The sequence below is a fragment of the Kitasatospora sp. NPDC127067 genome (assembly GCF_042724755.1).
GTDB classification, from domain to species: Bacteria; Actinomycetota; Actinomycetes; order Streptomycetales; family Streptomycetaceae; genus Kitasatospora; species Kitasatospora lactacystinica.
In genome coordinates, this window is record NZ_JBHXEM010000009.1 from 36,203 (window position 1) to 61,975 (window position 25,773).

Consider the following 25,773-nt stretch of genomic DNA (forward strand, 5'->3'; position numbering starts at 1 on the left):
CCGTCCCGGCGCGGTCCGCTGCACGCGCTCAGGCCGTCAGCCCGCGGACGGCCCGGGCCAGCGCCCGCGCCGTCCGCCGGACGTCCGCCTCGGTGGTGCGCCAGTTGCTGAACGCCGCGCGCAGGGCGGGCCGCCCCGCGTAGCGGGTGGGGGTGAGGAAGGCCTCGCCGGCCAGCCCGTCGGCTAGTGCGGCCAGCCGCTCCGGGGTCGGGTCGGCCGTCAGCGAGAAGCAGACGACGTTCAGCCGCACCGGGGCGAGCAGCTCCAGGCCCTCGATCCGGGCCACCTCCGCGCCGAGCGCCCGGGCACCGGCGATGCAGCGCTCCACGATCTCCCGGTGCCCGGAACGGCCGTACGCCCGCAGGGTGAACCAGGCGGCGAGGGCGCGCAGCCGGTGGGAGTTCTCCGGCGTGAGGTGGACCAGGTCCGGGTGCTCGCTCAGAGGGCCGAGGTAGGCGGCGGCGTTCTGGAAGACCCGGGCCTGGAGGTCCGGGCGGCGGGTGAACTGCACGGCGCTGTCGTAGGGCACGTTGAGCCACTTGTGCAGGTCGACGCAGACCGAGTCGGCGAGGTCCAGCCCCGCCACCAGCTCCGCGTGCTCCGGCGACAGCGCGGCGAAGGCGCCGAACGCGGCGTCCACGTGCAGCCAGAACCCGTACCGCTCGCGCAGCGCGGCGATCGCGCGCAGGTCGTCGAAGTCGACGGTGTTGACCGTCCCGGCGTTGGCCACCACGATGCACGGCCCCTGAGCCTCGGTCAGTGCCCGCTCCAGCGCGGCCACGTCCACCGCCTCCCGGCCCGGCAGGACGGGCACCGTCCGCAGCGCCGTCCGGCCCAGGCCCAGCACCGACAGTGCCTTGGCGACGCTGGAGTGCGCACTGCCCGACAGCACCGGGACCGGGCCCAGCGCGCCGACCCCGTCCTCGGCGACGTCCACGCCGAGCCGCTCGCCCAGCCACTCGCGGGCGATCGCCAGCCCCACCGTGTTCGACATCGTCGCGCCGCTCACGAAGGTGCCGCGGTGCGCCGCCGAGAGCCCGAACAGCTCGCGCAGCCACCCGACCGTCTCCCGCTCCAGCTGCTGACCGGCCGGATCCAGCGAGGAGTTGGAGTTCTGGTCCACGGCCGAGGTCAGCCAGTCGCCCGCGAGCGCCGCCGGCGTCGCCCCGCCGGTCACGAACCCGAAGTAGCGCGGCCCGGCACTCGCCGACAGCCGCGGCTCCCAGCGCTGCGCGAACTCCGCCAGGGCGGCCCGCACTCCGCCGCCCTCCTCGGCGAGCGGCGCGCCGGCGGTCTCCGCGCCGGCGTTCTTCGCACCAGCGGTCTCCGCGCCGGCGGTCTCCGCGCCGCCCTGCTCGGCGCCGCCCTGCTCCGCGCCGGCCCGTCCGATCGCGGGCCGTTCGTCGAGGGTCTCCAGGAAGGCGAGCGCACGCTGCCGGGTCTCCTCCAGGAGCTCCGGCAACCGGCCGAGATCGGCGGCGAGTTCGGGGTGCATGACGATTCTCCGTTGATCGACCGGGCGGTGCGCCCGAGGCTAACGGCGGGGCGCGGACCGCGTCCCGGTCCAATCCGGGACGGGTGGCCTGAAACACACGGGGAGGTGGGGGAATTCGCGCCGTTCGGCTCAAAATCACTCCGGCGGTGCATTTTCGGCCGGTCCCTTGACCTCTCCCGATCCGGCGGACGATGATCACCGTGCACCGCGAGCGAGTGAACGTTCCAATGTCGGGCGGATTTTCGATCCGAGACTTCAGGGAGGTGCGGGGCTGTGCGTTCCACCACCGCTCCCGTGGCGGCCCCCGTGGCGCCGGGGCGCTTCCCGCTGCTCGGCCACCTGCCGCAGCTGGCCGTCCAGCGGGTGGAGTTCCTGCAGTCGGTCAGGGCCCGGGGCGACATCGTCAGGATATTCCTCGGGAATCGTCCGGTGTTCGTCCTGAACTCACCGGAGGCCGTCCACGACGTTCTCCTGAAGCAGAGCAGGAAGTTCGGCAAAGGACTGCTGTTCGACGTCGCGCGGCCATTCATCGGGAACGGCATCATCACCTCCGAGCGGGATTTCCACCTCCGCCAACGGCGCGCGCTCCAGCCGGCCTTCCACCGGGACAGCATCGCCGCGAGCGTCGGCACGATGACCGACATCGCCGAGGAGCAGGTGTCGTCCTGGCGCCCGGGCCAGGTGATCGCCATGGACCTGGTGCTGCGCCGGATGATGACGGTCATGCTCGTGTCGACCCTGTTCAGCACCGAACGCCCGGACGGCGCCGCGGCCGTGGCCGAGCTCGGGGAACGCGTCGCCGAGCAGTTGACCACGGTGATGCGCGGGGTCTTCGTGGGCACCGTCCTGCCCGCTCCGATCGCGTCCTCACGCGTGCTGGGGCACCGCAGGTACCTGGCCGCGGCGGCGGCACTGCGCGAACTCGCGGACACCGCCGTCCGGCAGGCCCGCCAGGACCCGGCCGCCGGCGGCGACCTGCTCTCGATCATGTTCGCCGGAACCCCGGGCAACCCACAGGGAATGACCGACGTGGAGGCCCGCGACGAGCTGCTGTCCCTGCTCATGGCCGGCGCCGAGACCACGTCCACCACCCTGGCCTGGGCGCTCCACGAGATCGGACGGCGCCCGGAGCTCACCGAGCGGATCAGGGCCGAGTGCGAAGCCCTGCCCGCCGGCGCCCTGCCCGGCGCGGCGACGCTCCCGTTCACCGAGCGGTTCCTCCGCGAGGTGCTCCGGCTCCACCAGCCCAGCTGGCTGCTGATGCGGCGTGCCCTGGAACCGGTGCGGGTCTGCGGGGTCGACCTCCCGCAGGGCGCCGAGCTGATCTACAGCGCGCTGACGATGCACCGGGACCCGGCCCACTACCCGGACCCGCTGCGGTTCCACCCGGACCGGTGGCTCGACCGCCCCGAGAAGGACCTGCCGCCGGGCGCCTACGTCCCGTTCGCCCTCGGCAACCGGAAGTGCATCGGGGACCACTTCGCGATGACCGAGATGCTGGTCGTCCTGCGCTCGATCGTCTCCCGGTGGCGGCCGCGCCCGGCCGAGGGGCACCGGGTCCGGCCGGTGGTCCACGCGCTGATCCGGCCCAACGCGCTGCCCATGCGCGTCTCACCCTGGCCGGCCGACTGAACCGGCCCCGTCCCGTACGGCCCTGACCCGGCCCCGTCCCCGGAGGTGCGCCACACCATGACAACCACGGCAGAGATCCTCTCCCCGGACCCGGAGGCCCCGGCCCTCGACCAGCTCCCCTTCCCCCGCCGGATCAGCCCGGACTTCCGGGCCGCCCACGACCGCCACCTCGCCTGGCCGCGCTCCTTCGGCTTCCTGTCCACGGAAGCGGAGCGGGCCCACCACCTCAAGGGCCAGTTCCCGCTGATCGCGGCCATGTTCTATCCGAACGCGACCGGGAGCGAACTGGACATCGGCGTCGACCAGCAGAGCTGGTACTTCCTGTTCGACGACGCGCTCGACGAACAGTGGGGCGGCTCGCCCGAGCGGGTCCGCCACCTCGTCGGACTCGTCCAGGAGGGCGTCACCGGCCAGGCCTCCCCGCTGCCGCCGGCCGCCGCCTTCGCCGACATGCGACGACGCAGCTGCCACGGCATGCCCGAGGACTGGATCCGGCGCTCGGCGGCCCACTGGTCCTCCTACCTCGACCACCACGTCCACGAGGCGCGCAGCCGGCAGTCCGGTGCGCCCATGCCGCTGAGCACCTACCTGCGGGTCCGGCGCCACACCATCGGAGTGGCACCGGTCGTCGACCTCGCCGAGCGGCTGTCCTCCTGCGTCCTGCCCGACCACCTGTACGCGCTGCCGCACCTGTCCGTCATGCGCGAGATGACGAAGACCTTCATCATCTGCGACAACGACATCGTCTCCCTGGAGAAGGACGCGGCCCTGGGGGAGCAGAACAACCTGGTGCTCTGCCTGGAACGGGACCACGGGCTCTCCCGGCCGCAGGCGGTCGACCGGGCGCTGCGCCGCCGCGGCGAGGCCCTGGAGCTGTTCACCGGTGCCCACCGGGCCCTGCTCGGCAGCACGGCGACGGGCCACCTCGACCCGGCCGAACGCGACCTGCTGCAGCGCTACTGCACCGAGGCGCTGCAGACCACCATCCGCGGCGCGTACGACTGGCACCACGCCTCCACCCGGTACCACGGGTAGGCCACCGTCTCCCGCCTCCTGCCTCTCGTCTCCCGCCTTCCGTCGCACGACCGCGCCCCGGATCGATCCAGCTGAGGAGCCCGCACCATGCCCGACCACCGCTCGGCGTCCTTCGTCGCCTCCGAACGGGACCGGACCTGCCCGTTCGACCCGTCGCCGGACCTCCGCCGGATGCGCGAGGAGGACGGCCTGCCGCGGCTGCGCGTGACCCACCCGGTGCGCGGCGAGATCGACGCCGTCGTCATCACCGGGTACGGCGACGTCCGGGCCGCCTTCGCGGACGAGCGCCTGGTGACGGGCAACGGCATCGACCCGTCGCTGCCGCGCACCCTGTTCAACCACCCGGGCTTCCTGCCCGCCTACAGCGGCGAGGAGCACAGCCGTCTGCGCCGGATGCTCACCGGCAGCTTCACCGTCCACCGGGTCGAGCGGCTGCGGCCCGCGATCGAGACGATCGTCTCCGAGCACCTCGACGCGATGGCGGAGCAGGGCCCGGCCGTCGACCTGGTCGAGGCCTTCGCCCTGCCCATCCCCTCGCTGGCGATCTGCGAACTGCTCGACGTCCCGTACGGGACCAGGGCGATGTTCCAGCGCTGCTCCCGGGTGATCATGGACGGAACCGCCGACGCCGGTCAACTGATCGCCTCTTCGGCCGAGTTGAACGCGGCCATGGCGGACATCGTGGCTCGCAACCGGGCCACCCCCGGGGACGGCGTGCTGGGCGCGGTGGTGCGGCAGCACGGCGCGGAGCTCACCGACGAGGAGCTCATCGGCTTCGGCACCACCCTCCTGGTCGGCGGACACGAGACCACCGCGACCCAGCTCGCCCTGAGCGTGCTGGCGCTGCTCCGCCACCCGGACCAGCTCGCCGTCCTCCGTGACGACCCCGGGGCCACCGGCCCGGCGGTGGAGGAACTGCTGCGCCATCTCGCCATCCCCGCACCGCTCCTGCGCACCGCCGTGGCCGACGTCGAGGTCAACGGCCACCGGATCGCCGAGGGCGAGCACGTCCTGCTCTCCCCGCTGACCGCGAACCGCGACCCCGAACTCGTCGCCGAGCGACCGGACGACCTCGACCTGCGCCGCCGTCCGGTCGCCCAGCTGTCCTTCGGCTTCGGCGCCCACCAGTGCCTCGGCCAGCAACTGGCCCGGCTGGAACTGAAGGTGGCCCTGCCGGCCCTGCTGCGGCGCTTCCCGACCCTGCGGCTCGCCGTCCCCGAGGCCGAGCTCCGCTTCCGCGAGGGGTCGACGGTCTACGGCGTCGAGGCGCTCCCGGTCACCTGGTGACGGGTCGGCCGGGTCTGCCGGGCCGGCGTCCGCGCCCGGTGCTGGGGGCTCAGCGGGAGGCCGCGCGGGGGAGTTCGGTGCGGGGGAGTTCCGCGCGGCGGACGGCGGGGGAGGCGAGGGCGAGGGCGGCGCCGAGGCAGGAGAGGGCGCCGCAGCCGACGAAGACCGGGGCGGTGCCCCAGGCCCCGACGGCGGCGCCGACCAGCGGGTAGGCGAGCGGGGCGAGACCGACCATGGTGAGCATCACGACGGAGGTGACCCGGCCCAGGTAGGCGGGGTCGGCGGCGGTCTGGATGAGAGTGCTGTCCAGGCTCCCGAAGACGCCCGCGCTCAGACCGACCAGGGCGGCGAGGACGGCGGCGGCCCACAGCTGCGGTACGAGCGCCATGGCCGCCGCGCCGACGCTGCCCGCGAGCAGGCTGCCGGCCATGGTCAGGCCGGCCCGGGGGAGCCGCCCGGCGACGGCGAGCAGCGCGGCACTCGCGGCGGCCCCGGCGCCGAAGCAGCCGACGATCCAGCCGTAACCGGAGGGGCCCCAGCCGCGCTCGGCGTTGAGCAGCACCATGCCGACGTTGAGAGTGCCGGCGAGGCCGAGTTCGCAGACCGCCCCGGCCACGACCAGCGGGCCGATCAGGCGGTGGTGGCGGATGTAGCGCAGCCCGTCGAGGAGCTCGGCGCGCGCGGTGCCGGGCCGGGGCGGTGTGCCGGCCCCGGACGGGGTGTCACCCGGAGGGGCTTCGAGCGGACTGATCCGGACGGAGAGCAGGAGCGGCAGGGAGAGCGCGAAGAGCAGACCGGCGACGGCGAAGGCGGCGGCCGGGCCGCCCAGGCCCATGGCCAGGCCGCCGAGCGGCGGTCCGGCGATCTGGGCGAGGCGCATCGACAGCGAGCGCAGGCCGGTGACCCGGGCCAGCTGGTCCGGGCCGGTGATCCGGGGCGGGAGGGCGCCGACGGCGGGGACGAACAGGGCGTCCACGGCGCCGAAGAGGAGCGCCACCGCGACCAGCAGCCAGAGCGCGGGCGTGGTCAGGGCGATGCCGGCGGCCACCGCGAGGATGAGCAGACAGCGCACGGCGTCGCTGCCGAGGACCACCCGGCGCGGGTCGAGCCGGTCGGCCAGGACCCCGCCGCCGAGCATGAGCAAGGCGCGCGGGGCGGCGCCGGCGGCCATGACCAGGCCGACCTCGGTGGGGCCGGCGGACCGCTGGGCGGACCAGCCGAGGGCGGCGAAGTACACGCTGTCGCCGATCAGCGAGGCGGTGTAGGCGGTGAGCCAGCGCAGCACGTTGCCGTCGCGGTGGGCGGGCGGCGCGGCGGCCCGGCGGGAGAGGGGCGGTTCCGTGAGGACCATGGGGGACTCCGGAGGTCGGGACACGGCGGCGCCGGCGGCCGGGGGCCGGCCTGCGCCGGTGCTCGGGGCCGGCCTGTGCCGGCGTCAGGGGCGGAAGGGGAACCCGTACAGGTGGACGGACACGTGCTCGCGGCCCGCGGTGTCGCCGGCCGCCCCGGCGGCCTTGCCGCGTTCCCGCCAGCGCCGGGCCAGGGCCTGCAACTCCTGTTCCATCTCGGTGAGTTCGGCGGCGGTGAGGTCGAGCAGCCACTCGGAGGTGAAGGCCGCGTCGGTCCACTCCTTGCCCCAGGCGGCACTCCGGTCGAGGTAGGCGCGGTACTGGGCGGAGCGGGAGTCGACCAGGCCCTTGGTCACCGCGTCGACGACGGCCGCGCCCTCGGGCGTGCCGGCGAGGTCGGACTCGCGGAAGCCCCAGCCCTCCTCGGAGGCGACCTCCCACCACCGCTCCCGGCCGTCGGTGCTCCGGGCGCTCGCCGCGGTGACGAAGCCCTGCTCGGCGAGCTTGCGCAGGTGGTAGCTGACCAGGGACGGAGCCTGGTCGACCTGCTCGGCGAGCTGGGAGGCGGTCGCGCTGCCGGAGGCGTAGAGCAGCCGGTAGAGCTGCATCCGCAGCGGGTTGGTGAACGCCTTCAGGCGGGACAGGTCGGTGATCCGGTCGGGCCGGGGCTTCTCGGGCATGCGTCGACGATAGATCTGAAGGAAAAATTGCGCAATAAAAATTTCAGATCTTCATGTCGGATCGTCAGGACGCCTGCGGCCGGACACGCTTGCCGGCCACAGGACTCGCTACGTGGCTACCGACTGGCCCAGGGCTACGCCAGGCGCGCCGCGGCCAGGGAGAGGGCGCGGTCGAGCGCCGTCTCGGCGTCACAAGGGACGTCGGGCTGGACGCCGATGCCCTCCCAGTTGGTGCCCGAGACCGGGTTGACCGCGCGGGCGAAGGGCACGCTCAGCTCCAGGTGCGGGTGCACCGTCCAGCCCTCGCGCGGGTGGGCGCCGCCGCGGGTGACCTCCCCGACGACCTCGGCGCGCCCGAGCTGCTGCAGGTCGTAGGCGAGTTCCTCGCCCCCGGAGAAGGTGTCCGCGCTCGTCAGTACGTAGATCGGCTTGCTGCCGCCGAAGCGGGTGCCGGGGACGAAGGGGGGCGTCCAGGACTGTGCGCCCACCTCGTCCTTCCGCGAGAACATGGTGTTCAGGTGGGTGCGGCCGTCGAGCAGGTAGGCGCAGACGAAGGCGACCGTGTTCGGGTCGCCACCGGTGTTGCGGCGCAGGTCCAGGATGAGGGCGCGGGCGGGGGCCACCAGGGAGAGCGCCGCGGTCAGCGGCGGTGCCGCCCAGTCCAGCGGGAACAGCTTGGGTCCGATCTCCAGGACCGCGACGCCGTGGTCGAGGAGTTCCACGCGGGGAACGCCGTTCAGGAAGGTGTCGAACTCCCTGCGCACCATGGCGAGTACCGCCGCACCCGGCTCCGGCGGCACCGGCACGGCGTGGTACTTGAGGCCCAGGTGCAGGTCGCCGTTGACGGACCGCAGGTCCGCGGTGACCGCTTCGGACAACTCCTGGGCGGATTCGGTCCGGTAGGCGCCCTCGGCGCTCCGTCGCCTCAGCAGGTCCGCCAGTTGCCGGGCGACGTCGGGGAAGACGTAGTTCTCGCAGACCAGGTCGGCTATCGACTCGACGACGGTGAAGGTGTCCAGGGCGGACGGCGATGTGGTGGAGGTCATGGAGAGGCAGTAGACCAGCGACTTGCCAAAGCGTCAAACGTACTTAACGCTTGATCAGGTGAGTCACCGACCGGACGAGACCGTCCAGCGGATCAGCGCGCCGCTGCAGCACGCCGCGCTCGCCCACCCCCTGCGCCAACGCCTGCTCTTCGCCCTGAGCAGCCGTCCGTCGACGATCAGCCGGCTCGCCGCGCAGCTCGGGGTGAACAAGGGCAGCGTCTCGCACCACCTCAGGGTGCTGGGCGAGGCGGGGCTGGTCCAGGACGCGGGAACGCGACGGGTGCGCGGCGGCACCGAGAAGTACTACCGGCGGACCGCCGATCGCTTCTTCGTCGCCGAACCGCAGGTAGAGGGTACGGCCGCGCTGTTCGGCGCCGTCGCCCAGGAGTTGGACCGCTCGCCCGTCGACCACCTCCTGGCACTGCGCCACCTCCGGCTCAGCCCGGCCAAGGCGGCGCGGCTCGTCGAGACGCTGGCCGGACTGGTCGACGAGACGGAGGAGGACGCGGAGGGCGAGCCGGTGTACGGCCTCCTGGTGACGCTCTACCAGCAGGTCGGGGCGTAGGGGCGGCCTGCTCCGCCAGGAGGGTCGAGGGGGCCGGGGCGGTCAGCGCAGGGTGACCTCGCGGGGGCCGTTGAACGGGGCCAGGGACAGGACCGTCTTCGGAGTGCGCAGGGCGTCGTGCTCGGCGAAGAGGCGGCGGACGGCGGAGACGTCGACCGGACCGACGGTCAGATGGGCCACCTCGTCGTACGGGGCGTGGGGCGTGTTGGTGGAGTCGGTGCCCCAGGTGTCCCAGAGGAGCGTCTCGACCTTGTTCAGGGCCGCGAGGTCGAGCCGGGTGGAGTGGGCGACGAACCACGCGCCGTTGAGCGGGCCCTCCTCGGGCGGGTGGACGCCGAAGGAGCCGGCGGCCGCCCGGTCGGAGCGGATCGTGCGCCAGGCCCGGCCGGCGACCAGGAAGCGGTCGCGCGGGACGTCCATCGGGTCGAAGTCCACCCGCCAGGCGGCGGCGACCTTCGGGTCGGCCAGCTGCGGGTCGGCGAGCAGCCAGCCCCGCCGGTCGTCCCAGTACTCGGTGGCCACGTGGTCGCAGTGGAAGCCGTCCGGGCCGAGGTAGCCGGCGAAACCGCAGCGCAACCGGGCGGGGATGCCGACGTGGCGCAGGAAGGAGCAGTGCAGCAGCGCCAGGTCCCGGCAGACGCCGACGAAGCGGTCGGCGGGCGCCCGGGGATGGCTGAGCGGGGCCGGGTCGCGGTCGGTGATCAGGTGCAGGATGTCGTCGAGGTAGCGGGTCTCGGCGTCGTGGTGGAGCCGGTTCGCCGGGATGGGGTGGTGGAACAGCCAGCCTTCGAGGCGATGGATGATCAGGTTCCGGGCGATCCGGGCGAGTCGGCGGGGGTCCTTGGGGAGATCGGCGTAGCGGGGGAGGTGGGCGCCGGGGTCGGAGAAGACGCTCTGTCCGAGGTAGAACGCGGGGAAGTCGGCGGAGGGCACGGGGAGCTCCCATGGGGCTTCGGCCGCATGATCGATGGCTGGGCCGCTGGTGCTCACCGTGGCAAATTTCGGGGGCGATTGTCCAGAAGAGCCCGATGGGCAGGGGTGGTTCGGCAGATCGGTGTCGTTCGGCGGGTGGGGGTCGTCCGGTGGGAGGGCGTGGTCGGGTCGATCGGGACGCTTCGGCGGGTCGGGCGGGTCGGGCGGTTCAGTCGGACGGTTGGCGGACCGGGGTGGGGACGGCGCCGCCGTCGAGGTGCTCGACCCGGACGCCGGGCAGGGTGCGGGACCACGCCCTGGCGAGCGGGGCGAGCCGGGCGGCGGAGAGCGGCTCGGGGCCGAGGCCGATCGGGAGGTGGACGCGGCCGTCGGCCGTCCGGTACGGGTGGGGCCAGGCGTGCAGCCGGGTGGCCCCCGCGTCCTCCAGGGCGGTCAGCAGGGCGCGGATGCGGCCCCGGACGAGGCCGAGTGACTCCTCGTCGGTGCCGACCACGGCCCAGGCGGCGTGCCGGCGGTGCAGCGGGGGAGCGGCGAGCAGGGCGGGCCACGGGTTTCCGGCGGCCGTCCCGGTCTGATCGCCGGCTTCCCGGGCTTTGGCGGCTTCCCCGGCGTCGGTGGCCTCCCCGGTCTCGGCGGCCTCGGCGGCCTCGGTGGTCAGTTCCCAGGCGCGGTAGAGCTCCTCGCTGAGCAGATCGCGGGCGTCGGCGCCGACCTGGGTGGTGCAGCTGCGGACCGGGGCGGAGGGGGTGAGGACGGTGAGCGGGCCCGGGGAGGCCGGCAGCGGGTCGCCGGTGAGGGCGACGGGCCGGCGCCAGTCCCAGCCCGCCCAGGTCTCGGTGAAGCGCCGGAAGAGCTCCTCCTCGGGGCTGCCGGTCGCCTCCAGGACCGTCCGGGCGGCCAGCACCGACCAGGCGAGCGAGGGGAGTTGGCCGAACGGCGCGGAGTCCAGGCCGCGCGCCCGGGCCCAGGCCTTGACCTGGCGGGCCAGCCGGACGAAGCGGGTGTGCCGGTCGCCGAGTGCCGTCAGGATCGCCTCGGCGTCCGTGACCGCGCTCAGCGCGACGGCCTCGGCCCCACCCAACTCCCTACGGTGCTCGACGGCTCGGGCCGGGTCGAGCGCGCCGGTGAAGACCACCACGAGGTCCACCGCCAGGCCGTCGGCGGTCAGCCGCAGCCCCGGCACCCGGGCGCCGCGCACCTCGCGCAGCCCGCGGGCCCCCGGCAGCGCGGCCGCCACCCGGGCGTGGACGGCGGGCAGATCGGCGGGGCCGGGCAGCGCCGCCACCAGGTCCAGGTCGGCCCCGTCCAGCTGGCAGCCGAGCCGCCGGGAGCCGACGGTGTGCACCACGCCCTCGGGCAGGGCCGCCGCGATGCGCCGGGCCAATGCCCGGGCGGTGGAGGTGCGTTGAGGCGGCTCCGGGGCCGGCGAGGCGATCGGCTGCTCGGGCACCGGCCGCACCTCGCCCGTCCCCAGCGAGACCACCGCGCGCGGCCGCATCGGCTCGGAGCCCCGGCGGGAGAGCACCACCAGCTCGCCGACCCGGGCCGAGGCCCCGGGGAGCCGGGCCGCGCAGTCGGCGGCCACCGGCTGCGGGTCGTCGCTGCGCCCGAGGGTCAGGTGCGGGGTGAAGCCCCCTGCCCGGCCGTGGCAACGCGGGAAGCGCCGCTCCAGCGCGTGCCGCAGCGCCGCCCAGGGCGCGGGCGAGCCGGCGGCCGGGTCCAGCCAGACGGTGGCGTCCTCGCGGTGCCCGAAGGTGTGCACGCCCTCCAGCCGCGCGGTGAACGGTGCCGTCTCGGCGACGGCCGCACCGAGCAGCGGCAGGGCGCGGTCGAACTCGGACTCCGGGACGAAGCCGAACAGCAGGTTGACGTGCGGGGGCCAGCGGCGCAGCTGCGGGTCGTAGGCCTCGCGCAGGCGCTGGATCGGCGGCCACAGCTCCTCGGGCGGCAGCCAGGCGACGGCGGTGCGGGCGGTGGGTGCGGCGTCGAGGACGTCCGGCGGGCCGTTGTCCGGGTCCTCGCCGTCGAGCGCGAGGTCCACGGCCACGCCGTAGTGGTCGGAGGGGAGGAGCCCGTCCCCGGCCGGACGGTCGCCGAGCAGGACGGCCGCGGTGGCGCGGGTGCCGTCGGCGCGGTGCAGGACGCGGTCCAGGCGGCCCGGGCGGCCGGTCAGCGAGGAGACCGCGGCGAGCGGGTTGGCCGTCGGGTCGAAGGTGGGGGTGTCGTCGGCCGGTCCGTGCACCTGGGTCCAGGCGTCCCGCAGGCCGAGCGCGACGGCCGGGCCGGCCGGGCCGGAGCGGCCGTCGTTGAAGTCCCCGAGCAGCAGCAGTTCGCCCTCGACGCCGGCCAACCCCTCGGCCAGTCGGGAGAGTTCGGCCTGGCGGCGGGCGGCGCCGTCCGGCGAGTGGTCGCTGCTGAGGTGGACGGCGGCGACGGTCAGCGGCGTGCCGCCGGTCCGTACCGAGAGGGCGGCGACGGCCTTGTGCGGGCCCAGCGCGTGCCGCCCGGCCGCGGCCACCGGCAGCCGGCTGAGCAGCAGCAGGCCGTGGTCGTCGACGTCCGGCCCGAGCGGGTCGGCGCCCAGGGTGTACCCGGCGCGGATCCAGGGGGCCGCCAGCAGCACGGCGACCAGGGCGGGCTCGACCTCCTGGAGGGCGATGACGTCGGCGTCGGCGGCCTCCAGGGCGGCGAGCAGCAGGGGCCTGCGGCGGGCGGTGGCGATCCGGTCGGCGTCGTAGCGGTCCCACAGGGTGTTCCAGGTGACCACGCGCAGGCCGGTGGCCGCCGGGACGTCCGTGGCCGCCGGGACGCCGGTGGCCACCCGGGTGTCCGGGCCGGTCCCGGCGGGCCGCCAGCCGCCGCCCGGATGCCAGGCGTGCGGGACGGTCGCGGTGAAGAAGGGTGAGTGCAGCAGGGGCGGGTCGGTGCGGTGCCCGGCCTCGGTGGAGTCGAGCAGGTCCACGCCCGAGGCGCGGTCCCAGACCCGTACGCCGTCGGCCTCGACCCAGTGCACCCGGTGCCAGGGGATCTCGCCCGAGGCGGCGAAGGCCTCCAGCGGGACGCGCTCGGTGCGGTCGTCGCGCTGGCGCACGCCCAGCGTGAACCGGGCCGGGTCGAAGCGGGCGTCCCAGCGGATGCGCTGGCAGACCTGTTCGATGGGGCGCATCACTCCTCCTCCTCGTCGAGGGTGCCCGCCGTGTCCTCCACGATGCCACCGGGGCCCACGTACCAGGTGCGGTGCGCCTGGCCGGGGTAGGGCGGTCCGAAGCGGTGCAGCTGCGCGGTGAGCACCGCTTCGGGCACCGGGTGCGGGCGGACGGCATTGCGGCGGACCAGCTCCTCCGCGCCGACCGCCAGGACCACCTGGGTGATCAGGGCGTCGCGGCGCTGGGCGACGGCGTGGACGTGGGAGCGTTGCTGGCGGTTGAGCGAGGTGGCGTCCCAGACCGCGGTGGCCGCCTCGCCGTCGCCCGGGGTGCACAGGGCGGCATCCAGGCGGGCCAGTCCCTCGCGCAGCACCTCGGCGTTGTCGCGCTGGTCGGCGCGCGAGCCCCGGGCGGCGCGCAGGTCGTCCAGCGCGATCCGGGCGGTCACGCCGGTGAGCCCGGCGGCGAAGCTGCTCTTGCCGCTGCCGGAGGGGCCGCACAGGTGGACCAGCCGGGGGAAGCGGCCGTCGCGCCAGCGCCAGGTGGCCGCCACGGCCTCCTCGGCGGTGGCGATCCGGCCGAGGGCGTACGCCTCGCGGGCCTGGGCCCAGCAGCGGTCGGCGGCGTCGCGGTCCAGTCCGGCCAGCGCCTCGCGCAGCCCGGCCCGCAACCGGGCGAGCGGCGCCCCGTCGAGCAGCCCGGCGTCCTCGGCGTGCAGCGCGGACCAGGCGACCTGCTCGCGCTCCGCCCGTCCGGGGGCGGCGGTCGCGGCGACGGCGTGCAGCACCCCGAGGTCGGCGGCGGCCGAGAGCCGGACCAGCCCGGCTCGGCGCTCCGCGTCCGGGTACGGCTGCTGGAGGGCCGGGTGCAGCCCGACCAGGTCGGCGACCCGCCGGGCCAGCGGCAGGCCGAGCGGCCCGGCCAGCCGCGGCGCCAGCGACTGCCGGCGGGCGGTGCGCAGCGCGGTGGCGAGCACACCGGCCAGCCGGGCGTCCCCGCCCCGGCCCAGTTCGTCCAGCCGGGCCGACACCTCGGCCAACTCATCGGGCGGGCAGGTGAGTTCGGGAAGTTCCAGGGCGGCCGCGAGGGCGGCCGGTTCGGGCAGCGCACCGGAGCGCACGGCCCAGAGCGCGGCACCCGGGCCGAGCCCGTTCTCCACCACGGCGGCGTGCATCCAGTGGGTGTCGGTGCGTACGTGCCGCGGGCGGACCCACTTGGCGACCCGCTCGCCGAACTCGGCCCGGGAGAAGCCCCGGACCGTCCGCACCACGTAGCCCTCCTGCCGGTCGAGGTCCAACCGCAGGGCGCGCAGGGCCCGTTCGTCGTAGCGGCCGCGCCACAGCACCCGCGGGACGGGGATGCCGAGGCGGCGCAGGAAGCGGACGGTGTCGTCCCAGTCCAGGCAGTGGTCCCCGCCGTCGTCCCCGCCGTTGTCGCGGCCGTCGTCGTGGCCGTCGTCGTGGCGGTTGGGTTCGCCGCCCGTCCAGACCGAGAAGCCGTAGAACCAGCTCTCCAGGTCGGTGTACGGGATCGAATGCCGGGCGAACAGGTTCTCGCCGCAGATCCGCCAGCCCTCCGGGATGCGCGGGGCGATCCGGCCCTGGAGGCCCTTCACCCAGGCGCGGGAGGGGTGGTGGGCGGAGTCCAGCGAGCGGGCGTGCAGGCCGTCGCGGTAGAGCGTGGTGTTCTCGCCGTCGAGCTTCTCGGTGACGACGACCTCGGCGCCGGCCAGCGCGGACAGGTCCCCGGTCCGTACGTCGTCCGCCGCGGCGCCCGGTGACCAGGGCAGATGCGGCGTCCGGGGGTAGTGCACACGCATGTCCTGCTCCCTGGGCGTTCTTGATCCGGCCGACACTGTAGGAGCCGCCGCCGAGCCCGGGCCACCGATTAAACGGCGGGTCCCCGGGTGCCGAAGGACCTGGGCCGACACGCGGGCAGGAACGTCCCTGCATCACCGGACCGCGCCACCGGGGTCCAATGACGCGACCCGACACAACGTCAACAGGGGAGGCCGAGCGGTGGAGACGAGGACGAAGGACGAGGACCCGGTCCGGGTGCTGGACGTGACGGGCGCCGACTACCGCCGGGCGTTCGAACTGTTCCTCGCCGGAACGGACGAGAAGCCGATCACCCACGACCGGCTGGGCGAGATCGTGGCCACCCTGCCGCACCGCCGGGTCCTGCTCGACCTCGGCGCGGGCGACGGCCGCACCACCGCCTACCTGAGCCGCTCCTTCGACCGCACGATCGCGGTGGAACCCAGCGCCGCGATGCGCGAGAAGCTCGCCGTGGCCTGCCCCGACGCCCTGGTCCTCCCGGACCCGCTCGACCGGGCCGACCCGCCCGAGCGGGCCGACCTCGTCCACCTCTCCCACGTGCTCTACTACGTGCCCGAGGCGGACTGGCTCCGCACCGTCAACCGCGCCCTGGACTGGACGGCCCCCGGCGGCACCCTCCTGGTCGTGCTGCAGAACCCGGAGAGCCCCTGCATGCGGATGGCCGCGCACTTCACCGGCGTCCGCTACGACCTCCGCCCGCTCGCCGACCGCGTGCGCGAGCTCCACCCCGAGCACGGCTACGCCCTCGAAACCCTCGACCTCCACTACCGCGCGCCCGACCTCACCGCGGCCGTGGACGTCGCCGAGTTCATGATCAACGTCGCCGACCTGGCCACCCTCGACCCCCGCCCCTCCCGCACGGCCCTGGCCGCCTACGTCCAGGACCACTTCGCCCTCCCCACCGGCGGCTTCGCCATCGGCCACACCCAGGACATGCTCATCATCCGCCGCGCCGCCCGGTCCTGAGCCGAGCCTCCGAGGGCGATCCGAGGGCGCGGGCCGCCTGGCCGTGACCAGAACTCGATTGCGTCACAGAGAGGTTGGCGCCCCACGGAGCGGGCAGAGCCGATCCAGGCAGCACGCGACCGAGGGGGACGGTGTCCGATGCCTTCAGCCATGCCGCGCGGTTCGGACGGACCGGGCGCGTCCCGGACCGGCGTTCCGGTCCGACCGTGGACGACCCCCGCCCAGCGGGCGGCGCCGCGCCGGTCACGGGCCGGCCTGGTGACACAGTTCGTCCTGCAGTTCCTCTACCTCCCGCTGGGACTCCTGCTCGTGATCGGCTGGATGGTCCTGGCGTTCTGGGGAGGCTCCGTCGGCGGCGGCGGTCCCGATGCCGCCGACCTGGCCGACACCCTGGCGGGGCTGTCGGCAGCCGGGATCTCCTGGCGCCGCCTGCGCGTCGAGTGGAACGGCAGGCCCGAGGAGTGGGAGCGGTTCACCGACGAGCTCCTGCGGAACCGTTTCGCCGCCGCCGAGCGGACCAGCGGCTGGAGACCGGCCGAGCTGCCGCCAAGCGGCGTGCGCCGGGCCGTCACGGGTCTCGAACGCCACCACTACCGTGGGCTGACCCCGCTGCGGGTCGAGGAGCTGGCCGGGCGGCACGACTGGTCGACGGACTGGGGGAAGAGCAGGGCGGTGCAGGGACAACTGCACTTCTACCGCCTCCTGCCACCTCCCGTGCCGACCGGTGTGCCCGATCCGTCCGGACCACCGCCCGAGCCCGGAACACCGTGGGGCCCGATGCGCTGCCGGGTGGTGGTTCCCCTGCTCACCCTCGTGCTCGTGCCGAGGGTGAGCCTCCTGGAACTCCACCGCAGCCCGAACGCCTACGTGCGCCATCTGCGGAAACACCTGCGGAAACGTTTCCGGGCCGAGCTGGCGCGCGAACGCAGCAGGAACCACTACCGCTTCGACGGGACGGGCCGGGTCCTGCGCCGGGTCGCCGTCCGGGCCCGGCACTACCGGGGTGCGGGCGCCGCAGCCGTCCTGCGGGTGGCGGCCGAACAGGGCTGGAAGCTCGACCACTCGTTCCCCACCGACCCTCGGCACACCGTTCACCTCTGCCTCCCGGACGGCGGCCGCCACCCCGGGCACTGACGCCGCACACGGGTGCCAGGCCCGCTTCGTCCGCGACTGCCCGGCGCACCGGTCGGCGTGTCGTCAGGCAACCGGCCCAACCGCGCGCGCGTCCGCCCCGTCGGGCTGGTGAGCTGTGCCGGGAGTCCGCGACCCGACCGGTCTCCCCGACGGACCGAGGGAGGACCCCGTGCCGGACACGCCGACGTCGTACGCCGACCTGCGCGCCCTCGTGATCAACTGCACGCTGAAGCGCTCCCCGGAGCGCAGCCACACCCAGGGCCTGATCGACGTCAGCACCGGCATCCTGGAACGCCAGGGCGTCGCGGTCGACGTCCTGCGGGCGGTGGACATCGACATCGCCACGGGGGTCTGGCCGGACATGACGGAGCACGGCTGGGAGACCGACGAGTGGCCGGTGATCTACTCCCAGGTGATGGCCGCCGACATCCTTACGCTGGCTGGACCTGTGTGGCTGGGCGACAACTCCTCCGTGATGAAGAAGGTCATCGAGCGGCTCTACGCCTGCTCGTCGATCCTCAACTCCGAGGGCCAGTACGCCTACTACGGCCGGGTCGGCGGCTGCCTGATCACCGGCAACGAGGACGGCGCCAAGCACTGCGCGATGAACGTCCTCTACAGCCTCCAGCACCTGGGCTACACCGTCCCGCCCCAGGCCGACGCGGGCTGGGTCGGCGAGGCGGGCCCCGGCCCGTCCTACCTGGACGAGGGTTCCGGTGGCCCGGAGAACGACTTCACCAACCGCAACACCACCTTCATGACGTGGAACCAGCTCCACCTGGCCAGGATGCTCAAGGACGCCGGCGGCATCCCCGCCCACGGCAACCAGCGCTCCGAGTGGGACGCCGGCTGCCGCTTCGACTTCGAGAACCCCGAGCACCGCTGAACCGTCGGCCGTCCGCGTGAGGGGGCTGGCACGGCCGGCAGTGGATGTTCGTCATCGAGGGCCTTCCCTGCGTTCTCCTGGCCTTCGTCGTCCTCAAGTACCTCCCGGACGGCCCGGCCGCGGCCCCGTGGCCGACCGCCAAGGAGGCGGCGCTGGTCGGCGAGGCGGCGACTCGCGAGCAGCAGGACGGTGCCAAGGCCGCCGGGACCAGCTGCGGTTCCCTGCTGACGGTGCTGCGCGACAAGCAGATGCCCATCGCGATCTTCGCCGACTGGACGCATCAGGTGGCGCTCTACTCCGTCGTCCACTTCCTGCCCGGCATGACCGGTGGCTTCGTCGGCTCCTACGTCATGGGCTGGGCCGAGGAGAGCACCGGCAACCACCTGGCCGGCCTGTGGATCTCCGTCGTGCTGCTGGCCCTCGGTGCGCGGCGGCCGCCACCCGCCTGCGGTTCTCGCCCGAGGACGAACAGGGCAACGAGGGCTGACCCCTTTCCCGGGCCGGCCGACCGGCCCGGGAACCGGCCCCGCAGCCGGTCGCGCCGGGGGCACGGACGGCAGGTGGCGCCGGCGCCGACTCCGCCGACCGGCACCCCCGGCGACGGCCGGGCCGAGGCCCGCACCAGCCCGGAGGTCCCGGCGGTGAAACCGGCGAACGATCAGGCCACCACCGGCCGCCCTGCACCGCGCCCGCTCCGCACTTGCGGGCCGGCCTGCCGCCAGGCCCTCTCTCGCGGATCGCCCTCGGACCCACGTCCGAGGCATCGGCCGATCCCGGCCCCGACGAGACCGATCCGCCAGGAACCGGCTCGATCAGGTGATCCGGCAGCGAACTCCTCAGTGTCTCCCCTGATCAGGGCGGCCACCGAATTCATGACACCCCCCGGTGCGGCGGTGGCCGGTCAGGAGCTGATCACCTCCAGGACGGGATGGAAGGCGGTGTGGCTGCGGGCGTCGAGGTTGACGGCGAGGCCGACGGTGGCGAGGGGCTGGAAGAGGGCCAGGGCGAGGGTGGGATTGTCCGGGGTGATGGCGGAGGTGACGTCGAGGGGGATCCAGTCGGGAGTGGTGGAGATCCGGCCGATGCCGAGGGGTTGGGCCAGGGAGGGGGCGTTGGCCCAGGTGACGGCGAGTTCGGTCCAGGGGGTGGGGGCGGTGGTGAAGGCCTGGAGGGTGGCGAGGGTGCCGCCGGAGTCGGCGGCCGCGCCGTGGACCCAGAGGACGGCGCGGCGGACGGTGCCGGGGACGGCGGTGGTGTCGAAGGTGAAGAGGGCGCGGCGGCTGAAGCCGCTGTCGGTGGTATCGGTGTTCTTGACCGTCAGGGTGGTGGCGGTGCCGTAGTTGGTGGTGGCGTAGGAGCCGTCGCGGACGAAGCTGTCCTGAGTGGGGTCGAGCAGGGTCGCGGTGGCGGCCGCCGGGGCGCCGGAGGCGGTGGTGAGGGTGATGGTGCGGCCGGCGCCCTGGGTGCCGCCGAGCTCCACCAGGAGGGTGACCGTGTCCTCGGTGGAGAGCACGCTGACGCCTTCGGCGGCCGCGGTGGGGCGGCCCGTGCCGGCGAGGGTGACCGTGACGGTGGCGGCCCGGCGGGACGGGTCGGCGACGGTGACGGTGCGGGTGCTGGCGGTGTCGCGGACCAGCACCGAGCAGGGGGCGGAGGCGGAGAGCGGCCCGGCCGTGCCGGCGGCGAAGAAGTTGGCGGCCGTCACACCCGAGGCGGAGTCGGATATCGCCTGAACCGTACGGGAGTTGGCGAGGGTGGTGACTGTGGGGGCGGCCGCCCGGGCCGCGGTGGTCGCGGCGGTCGCGCCGGGCAGCAGCTGGTACTCGTACCCGGCGTCGGTGGGGTCGGTGCCGTGGTCGAACCAGAGGGTGAGGTAGCGGCGGGTGAGCTGCTCGGTGGAGCCGTTGGTGTTGATGTCGTGCCAGCTGCCGGTGCGGGCCTCGCGCTTCGCCTGGAGGGTGGTGCCGGCGGGCAGGACGTAGCCGCCGAAGCCCGCGACGGCGACGGCGCGGGCGCCGTCGAAGCGCTGGGACCAGCCGAGGGTGGTGGGCTGGGCGGCGCCGTCCACGGTGAGGGCGTGGGTGCCTGCGGGGCCGAGGTTGCGGTTGTCGACGACGGTCTCCACCGGGGTGCCGTCGGTGCAGCCGATGCCCGCACCGAGACAGACCACCGAATCGTCCAGCAGGAACCAGGACTTGCGTCCGGTCAGGGTGGAGGAGAGGCCGCGCAGGTCCTGGCCGACGGCGGCGTAGGTGCCGTCGGTGGCGCCGCCGGCCCAGGTGGAGTCCGGGCGGGGTGCGCCCCAGGCGCCGCCGGCGGCGTCGGCGAGCGGCTTGGCCGAGACGGTGGTGCCGGGGAGGCGGTACGGGTCCACGGTGGGCCAGAAGGCGTCCGAGTACTGGCCGTTGCCGGAGGTGGCACCCCACCAGGAGAGCATGCCGTTGTTGGTGTGCCAGCCGCGCAGGTGCTCGCCGTTGCCGGTCTCGTAGAAGGTGGTGCGGGCGGAGCAGAGGCTGAGCGAGGCGGCCCAGCCGGAGCGACGGACCACGGTGCGGTCCATCGCGAACACCCGGGCGCCGAGCGGCTCGGGGGAGGCGGCGGTGGCGGAGTTCAGGAGCGCCTGGGCGCGGGCGAGCTCGGGGACGTCGAGGTAGGCGTTGGAGAGGTAGGGGAGGTAGTAGTCACGGGTGAGCCAGCCCTTCACGGCGGAGCGCCAGGCGGCGGACTGGGCGGCCGGGGCGGCACCGGAGTCGGCGAGGCGGAGGATGTGGCCGATCAGGGTGTGGCCCCGGGTGTGGTCGTCCTGCTGGAGCTGGAACTGGTCGCCGCTCTGGCGGCCCCGGCTGACGGCCCGCCCGCTGACGGAGTCCATCACCAGGCCGTTGTAGAGGAAGGGCGCGTAGGCGTCGGTGACGGCGTCGAAGACGTTCTGCCGGGACGGGTCGGAGATCTGCCAGGCGGAACCGGCCAGCAGGGCGAAGAGCCTGCTCAGGCCGCCGAGCAGCACCTCGCCGTAGGAGCCGGTGTACGGCACCCAGGTGTGCTGCACGAAGGAGCCGTCGGCGTACAGGCCGTCACCGGTCAGTACGTACGGGAAGACCGGGGAGAGCGCGGTGGTGGCGGTGGTGAGCTTGGCGGAGGTGCGACCCAGCACGCCGCGCAGGGCCAGGACGCGGCAGAGGTCCACCCGGTTGCCGCCCGTGCTGGTGCCGGTGTAGCTCGACACCTGGGAGTCGGGGACCTGGCGGTCCACGGCGGCGAGCAGGGCGGAGAGCCGGGTGGGCGTCAGGAGGTCGTGGACCAGGACGCAGATGTCGAGGAGGGCCTGCGGGGTGCCGATCTGCCAGTCCCACCAGTTGCCGTAGGCGGTGGCCGTGGGGGTGTAGGCGCCGGGGGTGGTGTTGAGGTGGTTCAGGCCGGTGGTGATCGCGGTGGCGAGGGTCTGGTCACCGGTCAGACCGGTGCCGGGCTGCGCCCAGGCCATGGCCATGGTGCGCAGGCGGGTGTGGGAGGCGGTGACGTTCGCCGAGTTGGTGCCCAGGGGGAGGTCCGGCCAGAGGGAGGTGGAGGCCGGGGCCATGGCCTGGAGCTGGGTGCGGGCCCGGTCGCCCAGGGCGGCGAGGGTGGTGGCGTAGGGGGCGGTTGCCGGGTCGAAGCCGGTGCCGGTGAGCAGGTCGCGCCAGCGGAGGCGGAGGGTGTCGTAGGCGTCGGCCGCGGCCGTGGCGGGGGTGGGGAGGGTGCCGAGTGTGAGGGCGGTGGTACCGATGGCGGCGAGTTGCAGCAGGCGGCGGCGGGAGAGCAGGGCGGGGTTCGGTGCGGCGGGCACGAGGGGAGGTCCTCCCTGGAGGTGGGGGCCGGGCGGGACGACGGTAAGCGCTTTCCCGAAGGGCCGTCAACGGGTGGGGAGGAGACCGGGAGGGAGCGTGGCAGGAGACTGGTGATCGCATGCCGGACAGAGGAGGCCGGCTGCTCCGCGCCTGCATGCCGGGCAGGGGCCAGCGCCCCTCGGCGGCGGCGTCGCGTCCCTCGGCGGCGGGGCGCCCCCGTGCGAGGCGCCCCCGTGGTGGCGCGGAGGACCACCCGGACCGGCGCGTCGAAGCCTCCTCCTCCGTCGCCGGAGCCCGGGCCGGGTGCAGCGGTGCAGCGGTGCAGCAGGAGTCGAGGGGCGCGGGCGCGCGGGCCGGCTGGGGCAGGGGCACACCTCCCGAACGGGGTCGGGCTACCGTCCGTTCGCGGCCGTCGCCCGCCCGCGCAAGGAGACCCCGAAGCGTGTACGGAGCCGGTGCACCTCCCACCAGGCCACCGCCGTCACCGTCGCGGGTCCGCCGACCACGGCGCACAGCTGCACGGGCGGCGGGCCGGGCGGCAGGCCGCCGAACAGCAGCCCGATCCCGGCGAGCTCCCAGACCACGATGCCGGTGAGGATGGGCGGGAACGTCGCGTGCACCCGGTCCATGGTGAATGCCGTACGGGCCACCGTCGGTGAGGCGAAGGCCACGAACATCAGCACCCAGATCGGCGCCGTCATGACCAGCAGGTCGAACAGCGGCCCGAGGAACAGGCCCTGGACCGACCCCCGCGCCTGCGAGGCCAGCCACAGCAGAGCCGGAACCGCCGTGCACGCGCCAACGTACTTCAGGGCCATCAGCACCGCAGGCCGCACCTGCGCCCGCATGGCCGGTCGGGCGGCCGGCCCGGCGAGCCGGAACAGGACCCCGACCACCACCGGCGTGGTCACCAGCACCAGCACCGGCGTGACCGCCAGCCGGATCTCGAACTGCTCGTCGAGCCGGCCCCAGTCGTCCGACGACCCGTACACCACAAGGACCCAGAACGCCGCCGCGAGCGCCAGCCACCCCCGGATCCGCTGCACCCGCAGCACCGCCTCGTCGGTGATCCCCGGCGGCCCCGGCACCGCGAACACCCGCCGCGCCTGCCGCCGCGCCGTCCTGGCCATCGGGTAGAGCCCCAGGAACACCAGCAACGGCCACAGGCAGAACATCAGCGGCACCAGGACCCAGCCCCCGACCGTCCGCCGCACGGGCGCCAGCACCTCCCGCAGGGTCGGCCACTCCTCGCCCCGGAACCGCTGCCACAGCGGGACACCACCCGGCTGCTGCGGCTGATGGGGCCCCTCCCGGTAGGGGGCCCGCCGCAGGCGCTCCTGATCTCCGTACCTCACGCCGAGTTCCTCACGCGCGCTGTGCCCGTCTGCCGACACATGATCAATCCGTCAGCGCCGCACCCTACTGCTGCCCGCCGGGCCTCACCCACCCGGCCCCGGCTCCACCGAGCCGATCCAGGTCAGTTCGCAGCCGGTGCCGTCGGCCGTGCGGGCGGCTGTCCACCAGGACATCAGCCGGGCAGCCGTCGCTTCCGGCTCTGACGGCAGAGGGACGAAACCGAAGTGATCCTCCAGCTCGTGCCGCAGGAACTCGCCGATCTCCGTCTGGTCGGCACCGCCCCGGAGCCGCTGGAGGAGAGGAGCGAGCATGCAGTCGTACTCGTCCTGCACCTCGTCGGCGACGCCGATCGGATCCCACGCGTTGAGCAGCTGCCGCAGACCGTCCTCGGTGATGTCGGTTCCGGATCGCATCGCTCCAGGGTGCCACCGGGGAAGCACCGTCCATCCCTCACCCCCACCTTGATCCCAACGAAACCGCCCAGCGGTGACCGGTCCTTCGGGCCCAGGGCGGGCTCGACCCACGGGCGGTGGAAGGCCCGTCGGTCGTGCCGTGCCCCGACCGGTTTCCGCGCCTGCGGTGCGAGGGGCCACGGGTCACCAGGTGACCGGCAACGCCTGCAGGCCGCGGAAGACCAGTTCCGGTACGTAGGTGAGCTCGGATTCGTCAACGGCGAGGCGCAGTCCCGGATACCGTTTCACCACGGACCCGATCGCCACCCGCATCTCCCGGCGGGCCAATATCGCGCCGAGGCAGAAGTGCGGCCCGTGCCCGAAGGCGAGGTGCGCTGCCGGTCCTTCGCGCGTGATGTCGAAGCGGCCGGGATCCGGGTACACGCCGGGGTCGCGGTTGGCCGCGACGATGACCGGCAACACCGGTTCGCCCGCCCCCAGTTCGACGCCCTCCAGATCGACGGGCTCGGTCGTGACCCGGACCTCGGCCGAGGTGAAGAGCCTGCTGTAGCGCAGTAGTTCGTCGACCGCCGGTCCGATCAGGTCCGGTGACGACCGCAGCAGCGCGAGTTGGTCCGGGTGGCGCAGCAGGGTCAGGAACGAGTTGCCCAGCTGGTTGACGGTCGTCTCGTGGCCGGCGATCAGCAGGCCTTCGAGGTTGGCCAGCAGCTCGGGTTCGGTGAGGTGGTCGCCCTCGTCGTTGGCGGCGACCATCGCCGAGATCAGCCCGTTGTCCGGCTGCGCCCGCTTCTGACGCACCAGATCGGCGAGCCAGTCCTGCATCTCGCCCTGTGCGGCCCGAAGTTCGTCCGGAGTGATGTTCGTGACGAACAGCCGCCTGGTCCACCTGCGGATGGCCTCCGCCTCGGAGTAGGGCACGCCGAGCAGCTCGCAGATGACCATCAACGGCAGTGGAGCGCAGAGGCCTGCCACAAGATCCGCGGTTGGATCGAGGGAGTCGAGCAGGGAGTCCGCGATGGACTGCACGCGTGGTTCGAGCTGATCGACCATGCGCGGGCTGAACGCCTGCGACATCAGCTTGCGCAGGCGGGCGTGGCGCTCGCCGTCCAGGCTGGAGACCAGTAACGGGTCGGTGGCGACGGACAGTTTCAGCGGGCTGCCCGGAAGTGTGGCCGCCTCCCGGCTGAACCGGCTGTCGCTCAGGACCTGGCGTACCGCCTTGTAGGAGAGGGCGAGCCAGACGTCCGCCGTACCCATCGACGCGAGGACGACCGGAGCCTGCGCGAGCAGGGCCTCGGCTTCGGGCTCGTTGTCGAGGTGGTGTGGTGTGGTGAGGGGGAACGTGGCTCGCATCGCTGCCTCCTGACTGGATGTCACCAGGTCCGGGCACCGGGTGCCGGGCGCGAACGGCCGGGACCGACGCACGGATCGGTGACAGCTGGGTTGTGTGCCGCCGGGGGCGGTGGCGCTTCGCGATCGTCTCGAAGTCGAGGGGGTCAAACGGTTCATCCGGAGCTGTCGGTGGCGCCGGTGGTCGGTTCGCTCGATCCGGGTGGTGATCGCCGTGCGGGGGTCTTCCCGGGTGGCCGGATGGCGGCCGAGGACGTTCTTCTGCGCGAGTGCGAATGGGATTCTAGGGCGTTGTCACCGGCGGCGTCGACGGTGCCCATGAACCCGGCCCGGTCGTGGCGGTTCAGGGCGTGGACGAACTACCGTGACCGAACCGGCAGGTTCACCGGCAGATTCGCCGGCGGGTCCGCCGGCGGATACTGCGACGGGCCGTCCTTAAGAATCGACGCGTTTCATGGGGCACGGGACGGATTTCGCCACGGTGCCTTGGTCATGCAGGCATATGACGTTGTGATGTGCCTCGTTTGAGACAGCCTCCGCATGGCCTATGGCGACGGCGTGATGTTGCTGCCATGCTCGTCTGCGCGGCGGGGCGATCATCGCCTCGGCCCCCACGCTCAGCTCACCAGTGCATCTTCCTCGGAGAGCGTCGCCAACGCTGTCGCTTTCGAGGGACCGCTCCACTGATCCAGGCGCACGAAGCGCGGTCGAGTCCGGGGTCGGATACCACCGGGTCGCCGGGCTGCCCGCGCGCTCGATGATCCGGCCGCCTGCGTGGCCGGAGCCGCACCATCGGGCTGCTACGGAAACACCCAGCCTTCCTTCATTCCCCGGC

The 25,773-nt window shown here is 74.0% G+C and carries 18 protein-coding genes; 7 read left to right on the top strand and 11 right to left on the bottom strand.

Annotated elements, in window-relative coordinates:
* Positions 1-28: 28 nt before the first annotated feature.
* Complete coding sequence (locus tag ACFWJ4_RS06060; RefSeq protein ID WP_380539723.1) at positions 29-1,495, bottom strand: pyridoxal phosphate-dependent decarboxylase family protein; 1,467 nt, start codon at positions 1,493-1,495, stop codon at positions 29-31.
* A gap of 273 nt (positions 1,496-1,768) precedes the next feature.
* Between ACFWJ4_RS06060 and ACFWJ4_RS06065 the strand changes: the two genes are divergently transcribed.
* From ACFWJ4_RS06065 to ACFWJ4_RS06075, 3 genes are all read left to right on the top strand, one after another.
* Entirely contained in the window at positions 1,769-3,127 is a 1,359-nt protein-coding gene (locus tag ACFWJ4_RS06065; protein WP_380539726.1) for a cytochrome P450, read from the top strand.
* Between the two features lie 57 nt (positions 3,128-3,184).
* Complete coding sequence (locus tag ACFWJ4_RS06070) at positions 3,185-4,162, top strand: pentalenene synthase (RefSeq protein WP_380539729.1); 978 nt, start codon at positions 3,185-3,187, stop codon at positions 4,160-4,162.
* Between the two features lie 87 nt (positions 4,163-4,249).
* On the top strand, positions 4,250-5,449 hold the full coding sequence (locus tag ACFWJ4_RS06075) for a cytochrome P450 (RefSeq protein WP_380539731.1): 1,200 nt from the start codon (positions 4,250-4,252) through the stop codon (positions 5,447-5,449).
* A gap of 49 nt (positions 5,450-5,498) precedes the next feature.
* On the opposite strand, the gene ACFWJ4_RS06080 is transcribed toward ACFWJ4_RS06075, so the two are convergent.
* The 3 genes from ACFWJ4_RS06080 to ACFWJ4_RS06090 form a co-directional block, all read right to left on the bottom strand.
* Positions 5,499-6,800: an MFS transporter gene (locus ACFWJ4_RS06080; RefSeq protein WP_380539734.1), complete on the bottom strand. Its 1,302-nt coding sequence runs from the start codon at positions 6,798-6,800 to the stop codon at positions 5,499-5,501.
* Positions 6,801-6,884: 84 nt separating this feature from the next.
* Entirely contained in the window at positions 6,885-7,478 is a 594-nt protein-coding gene (locus tag ACFWJ4_RS06085) for an ArsR/SmtB family transcription factor (protein WP_380539737.1), read from the bottom strand.
* 134 nt (positions 7,479-7,612) lie between these two features.
* A complete protein-coding gene (locus ACFWJ4_RS06090) occupies positions 7,613-8,524 on the bottom strand; it encodes a S41 family peptidase (RefSeq protein ID WP_380539740.1) in 912 nt (303 codons plus the stop codon).
* A gap of 58 nt (positions 8,525-8,582) precedes the next feature.
* Between ACFWJ4_RS06090 and ACFWJ4_RS06095 the strand changes: the two genes are divergently transcribed.
* Complete coding sequence (locus ACFWJ4_RS06095; RefSeq protein WP_380539743.1) at positions 8,583-9,089, top strand: ArsR/SmtB family transcription factor; 507 nt, start codon at positions 8,583-8,585, stop codon at positions 9,087-9,089.
* A gap of 42 nt (positions 9,090-9,131) precedes the next feature.
* Here the strand turns inward: ACFWJ4_RS06095 and ACFWJ4_RS06100 are convergent, their stop codons facing one another.
* The 3 genes from ACFWJ4_RS06100 to ACFWJ4_RS06110 form a co-directional block, all read right to left on the bottom strand.
* A complete protein-coding gene (locus ACFWJ4_RS06100; protein WP_380539746.1) occupies positions 9,132-10,022 on the bottom strand; it encodes a transglutaminase-like domain-containing protein in 891 nt (296 codons plus the stop codon).
* 208 nt (positions 10,023-10,230) lie between these two features.
* Entirely contained in the window at positions 10,231-13,188 is a 2,958-nt protein-coding gene (locus ACFWJ4_RS06105; protein ID WP_380539749.1) for an RNA repair domain-containing protein, read from the bottom strand.
* Complete coding sequence (locus ACFWJ4_RS06110; RefSeq protein ID WP_380539752.1) at positions 13,188-14,987, bottom strand: RNA ligase family protein; 1,800 nt, start codon at positions 14,985-14,987, stop codon at positions 13,188-13,190. The genes ACFWJ4_RS06105 and ACFWJ4_RS06110 overlap by 1 nt, the downstream gene beginning before the upstream one ends.
* A gap of 199 nt (positions 14,988-15,186) precedes the next feature.
* Between ACFWJ4_RS06110 and ACFWJ4_RS06115 the strand changes: the two genes are divergently transcribed.
* From ACFWJ4_RS06115 to ACFWJ4_RS06125, 3 genes are all read left to right on the top strand, one after another.
* Positions 15,187-15,972 carry a class I SAM-dependent methyltransferase gene (locus ACFWJ4_RS06115; protein ID WP_380539755.1) on the top strand — a complete coding sequence of 262 codons (786 nt, stop codon included), beginning with the start codon at positions 15,187-15,189 and terminating at the stop codon, positions 15,970-15,972.
* A gap of 258 nt (positions 15,973-16,230) precedes the next feature.
* A complete protein-coding gene (locus tag ACFWJ4_RS06120) occupies positions 16,231-17,106 on the top strand; it encodes a hypothetical protein (RefSeq protein WP_380539758.1) in 876 nt (291 codons plus the stop codon).
* A 169-nt stretch (positions 17,107-17,275) separates the two neighbouring features.
* A complete protein-coding gene (locus ACFWJ4_RS06125) occupies positions 17,276-17,992 on the top strand; it encodes a flavodoxin family protein (RefSeq protein ID WP_380539761.1) in 717 nt (238 codons plus the stop codon).
* Between the two features lie 901 nt (positions 17,993-18,893).
* Here ACFWJ4_RS06125 and ACFWJ4_RS06130 read toward each other — a convergent pair.
* The 4 genes from ACFWJ4_RS06130 to ACFWJ4_RS06145 all read right to left on the bottom strand — a co-directional run bounded on the left by ACFWJ4_RS06130 (position 18,894) and on the right by ACFWJ4_RS06145 (position 24,941).
* Entirely contained in the window at positions 18,894-21,818 is a 2,925-nt protein-coding gene (locus ACFWJ4_RS06130; RefSeq protein WP_380539764.1) for a polysaccharide lyase family 8 super-sandwich domain-containing protein, read from the bottom strand.
* A gap of 393 nt (positions 21,819-22,211) precedes the next feature.
* Entirely contained in the window at positions 22,212-23,174 is a 963-nt protein-coding gene (locus tag ACFWJ4_RS06135) for a hypothetical protein (RefSeq protein ID WP_380539767.1), read from the bottom strand.
* Between the two features lie 84 nt (positions 23,175-23,258).
* Complete coding sequence (locus ACFWJ4_RS06140) at positions 23,259-23,588, bottom strand: hypothetical protein (protein ID WP_380539770.1); 330 nt, start codon at positions 23,586-23,588, stop codon at positions 23,259-23,261.
* A gap of 183 nt (positions 23,589-23,771) precedes the next feature.
* On the bottom strand, positions 23,772-24,941 hold the full coding sequence (locus ACFWJ4_RS06145) for a cytochrome P450 (protein WP_380539773.1): 1,170 nt from the start codon (positions 24,939-24,941) through the stop codon (positions 23,772-23,774).
* Positions 24,942-25,773: the final 832 nt, after the last annotated feature.

Coding starts and splice junctions, on each gene's coding strand:
- ACFWJ4_RS06060 (WP_380539723.1), bottom strand. CDS start 1,495: ATGCACCCCGAACTCGCCGCCGATCTCGGCCGGTTGCCGGAGCTCCTG.
- ACFWJ4_RS06070 (WP_380539729.1), top strand. CDS start 3,185: ATGACAACCACGGCAGAGATCCTCTCCCCGGACCCGGAGGCCCCGGCC.
- ACFWJ4_RS06075 (WP_380539731.1), top strand. CDS start 4,250: ATGCCCGACCACCGCTCGGCGTCCTTCGTCGCCTCCGAACGGGACCGG.
- ACFWJ4_RS06080 (WP_380539734.1), bottom strand. CDS start 6,800: ATGGTCCTCACGGAACCGCCCCTCTCCCGCCGGGCCGCCGCGCCGCCC.
- ACFWJ4_RS06085 (WP_380539737.1), bottom strand. CDS start 7,478: ATGCCCGAGAAGCCCCGGCCCGACCGGATCACCGACCTGTCCCGCCTG.
- ACFWJ4_RS06090 (WP_380539740.1), bottom strand. CDS start 8,524: ATGACCTCCACCACATCGCCGTCCGCCCTGGACACCTTCACCGTCGTC.
- ACFWJ4_RS06105 (WP_380539749.1), bottom strand. CDS start 13,188: ATGCGCCCCATCGAACAGGTCTGCCAGCGCATCCGCTGGGACGCCCGC.
- ACFWJ4_RS06110 (WP_380539752.1), bottom strand. CDS start 14,987: ATGCGTGTGCACTACCCCCGGACGCCGCATCTGCCCTGGTCACCGGGC.
- ACFWJ4_RS06140 (WP_380539770.1), bottom strand. CDS start 23,588: ATGCGATCCGGAACCGACATCACCGAGGACGGTCTGCGGCAGCTGCTC.
- ACFWJ4_RS06145 (WP_380539773.1), bottom strand. CDS start 24,941: ATGCGAGCCACGTTCCCCCTCACCACACCACACCACCTCGACAACGAG.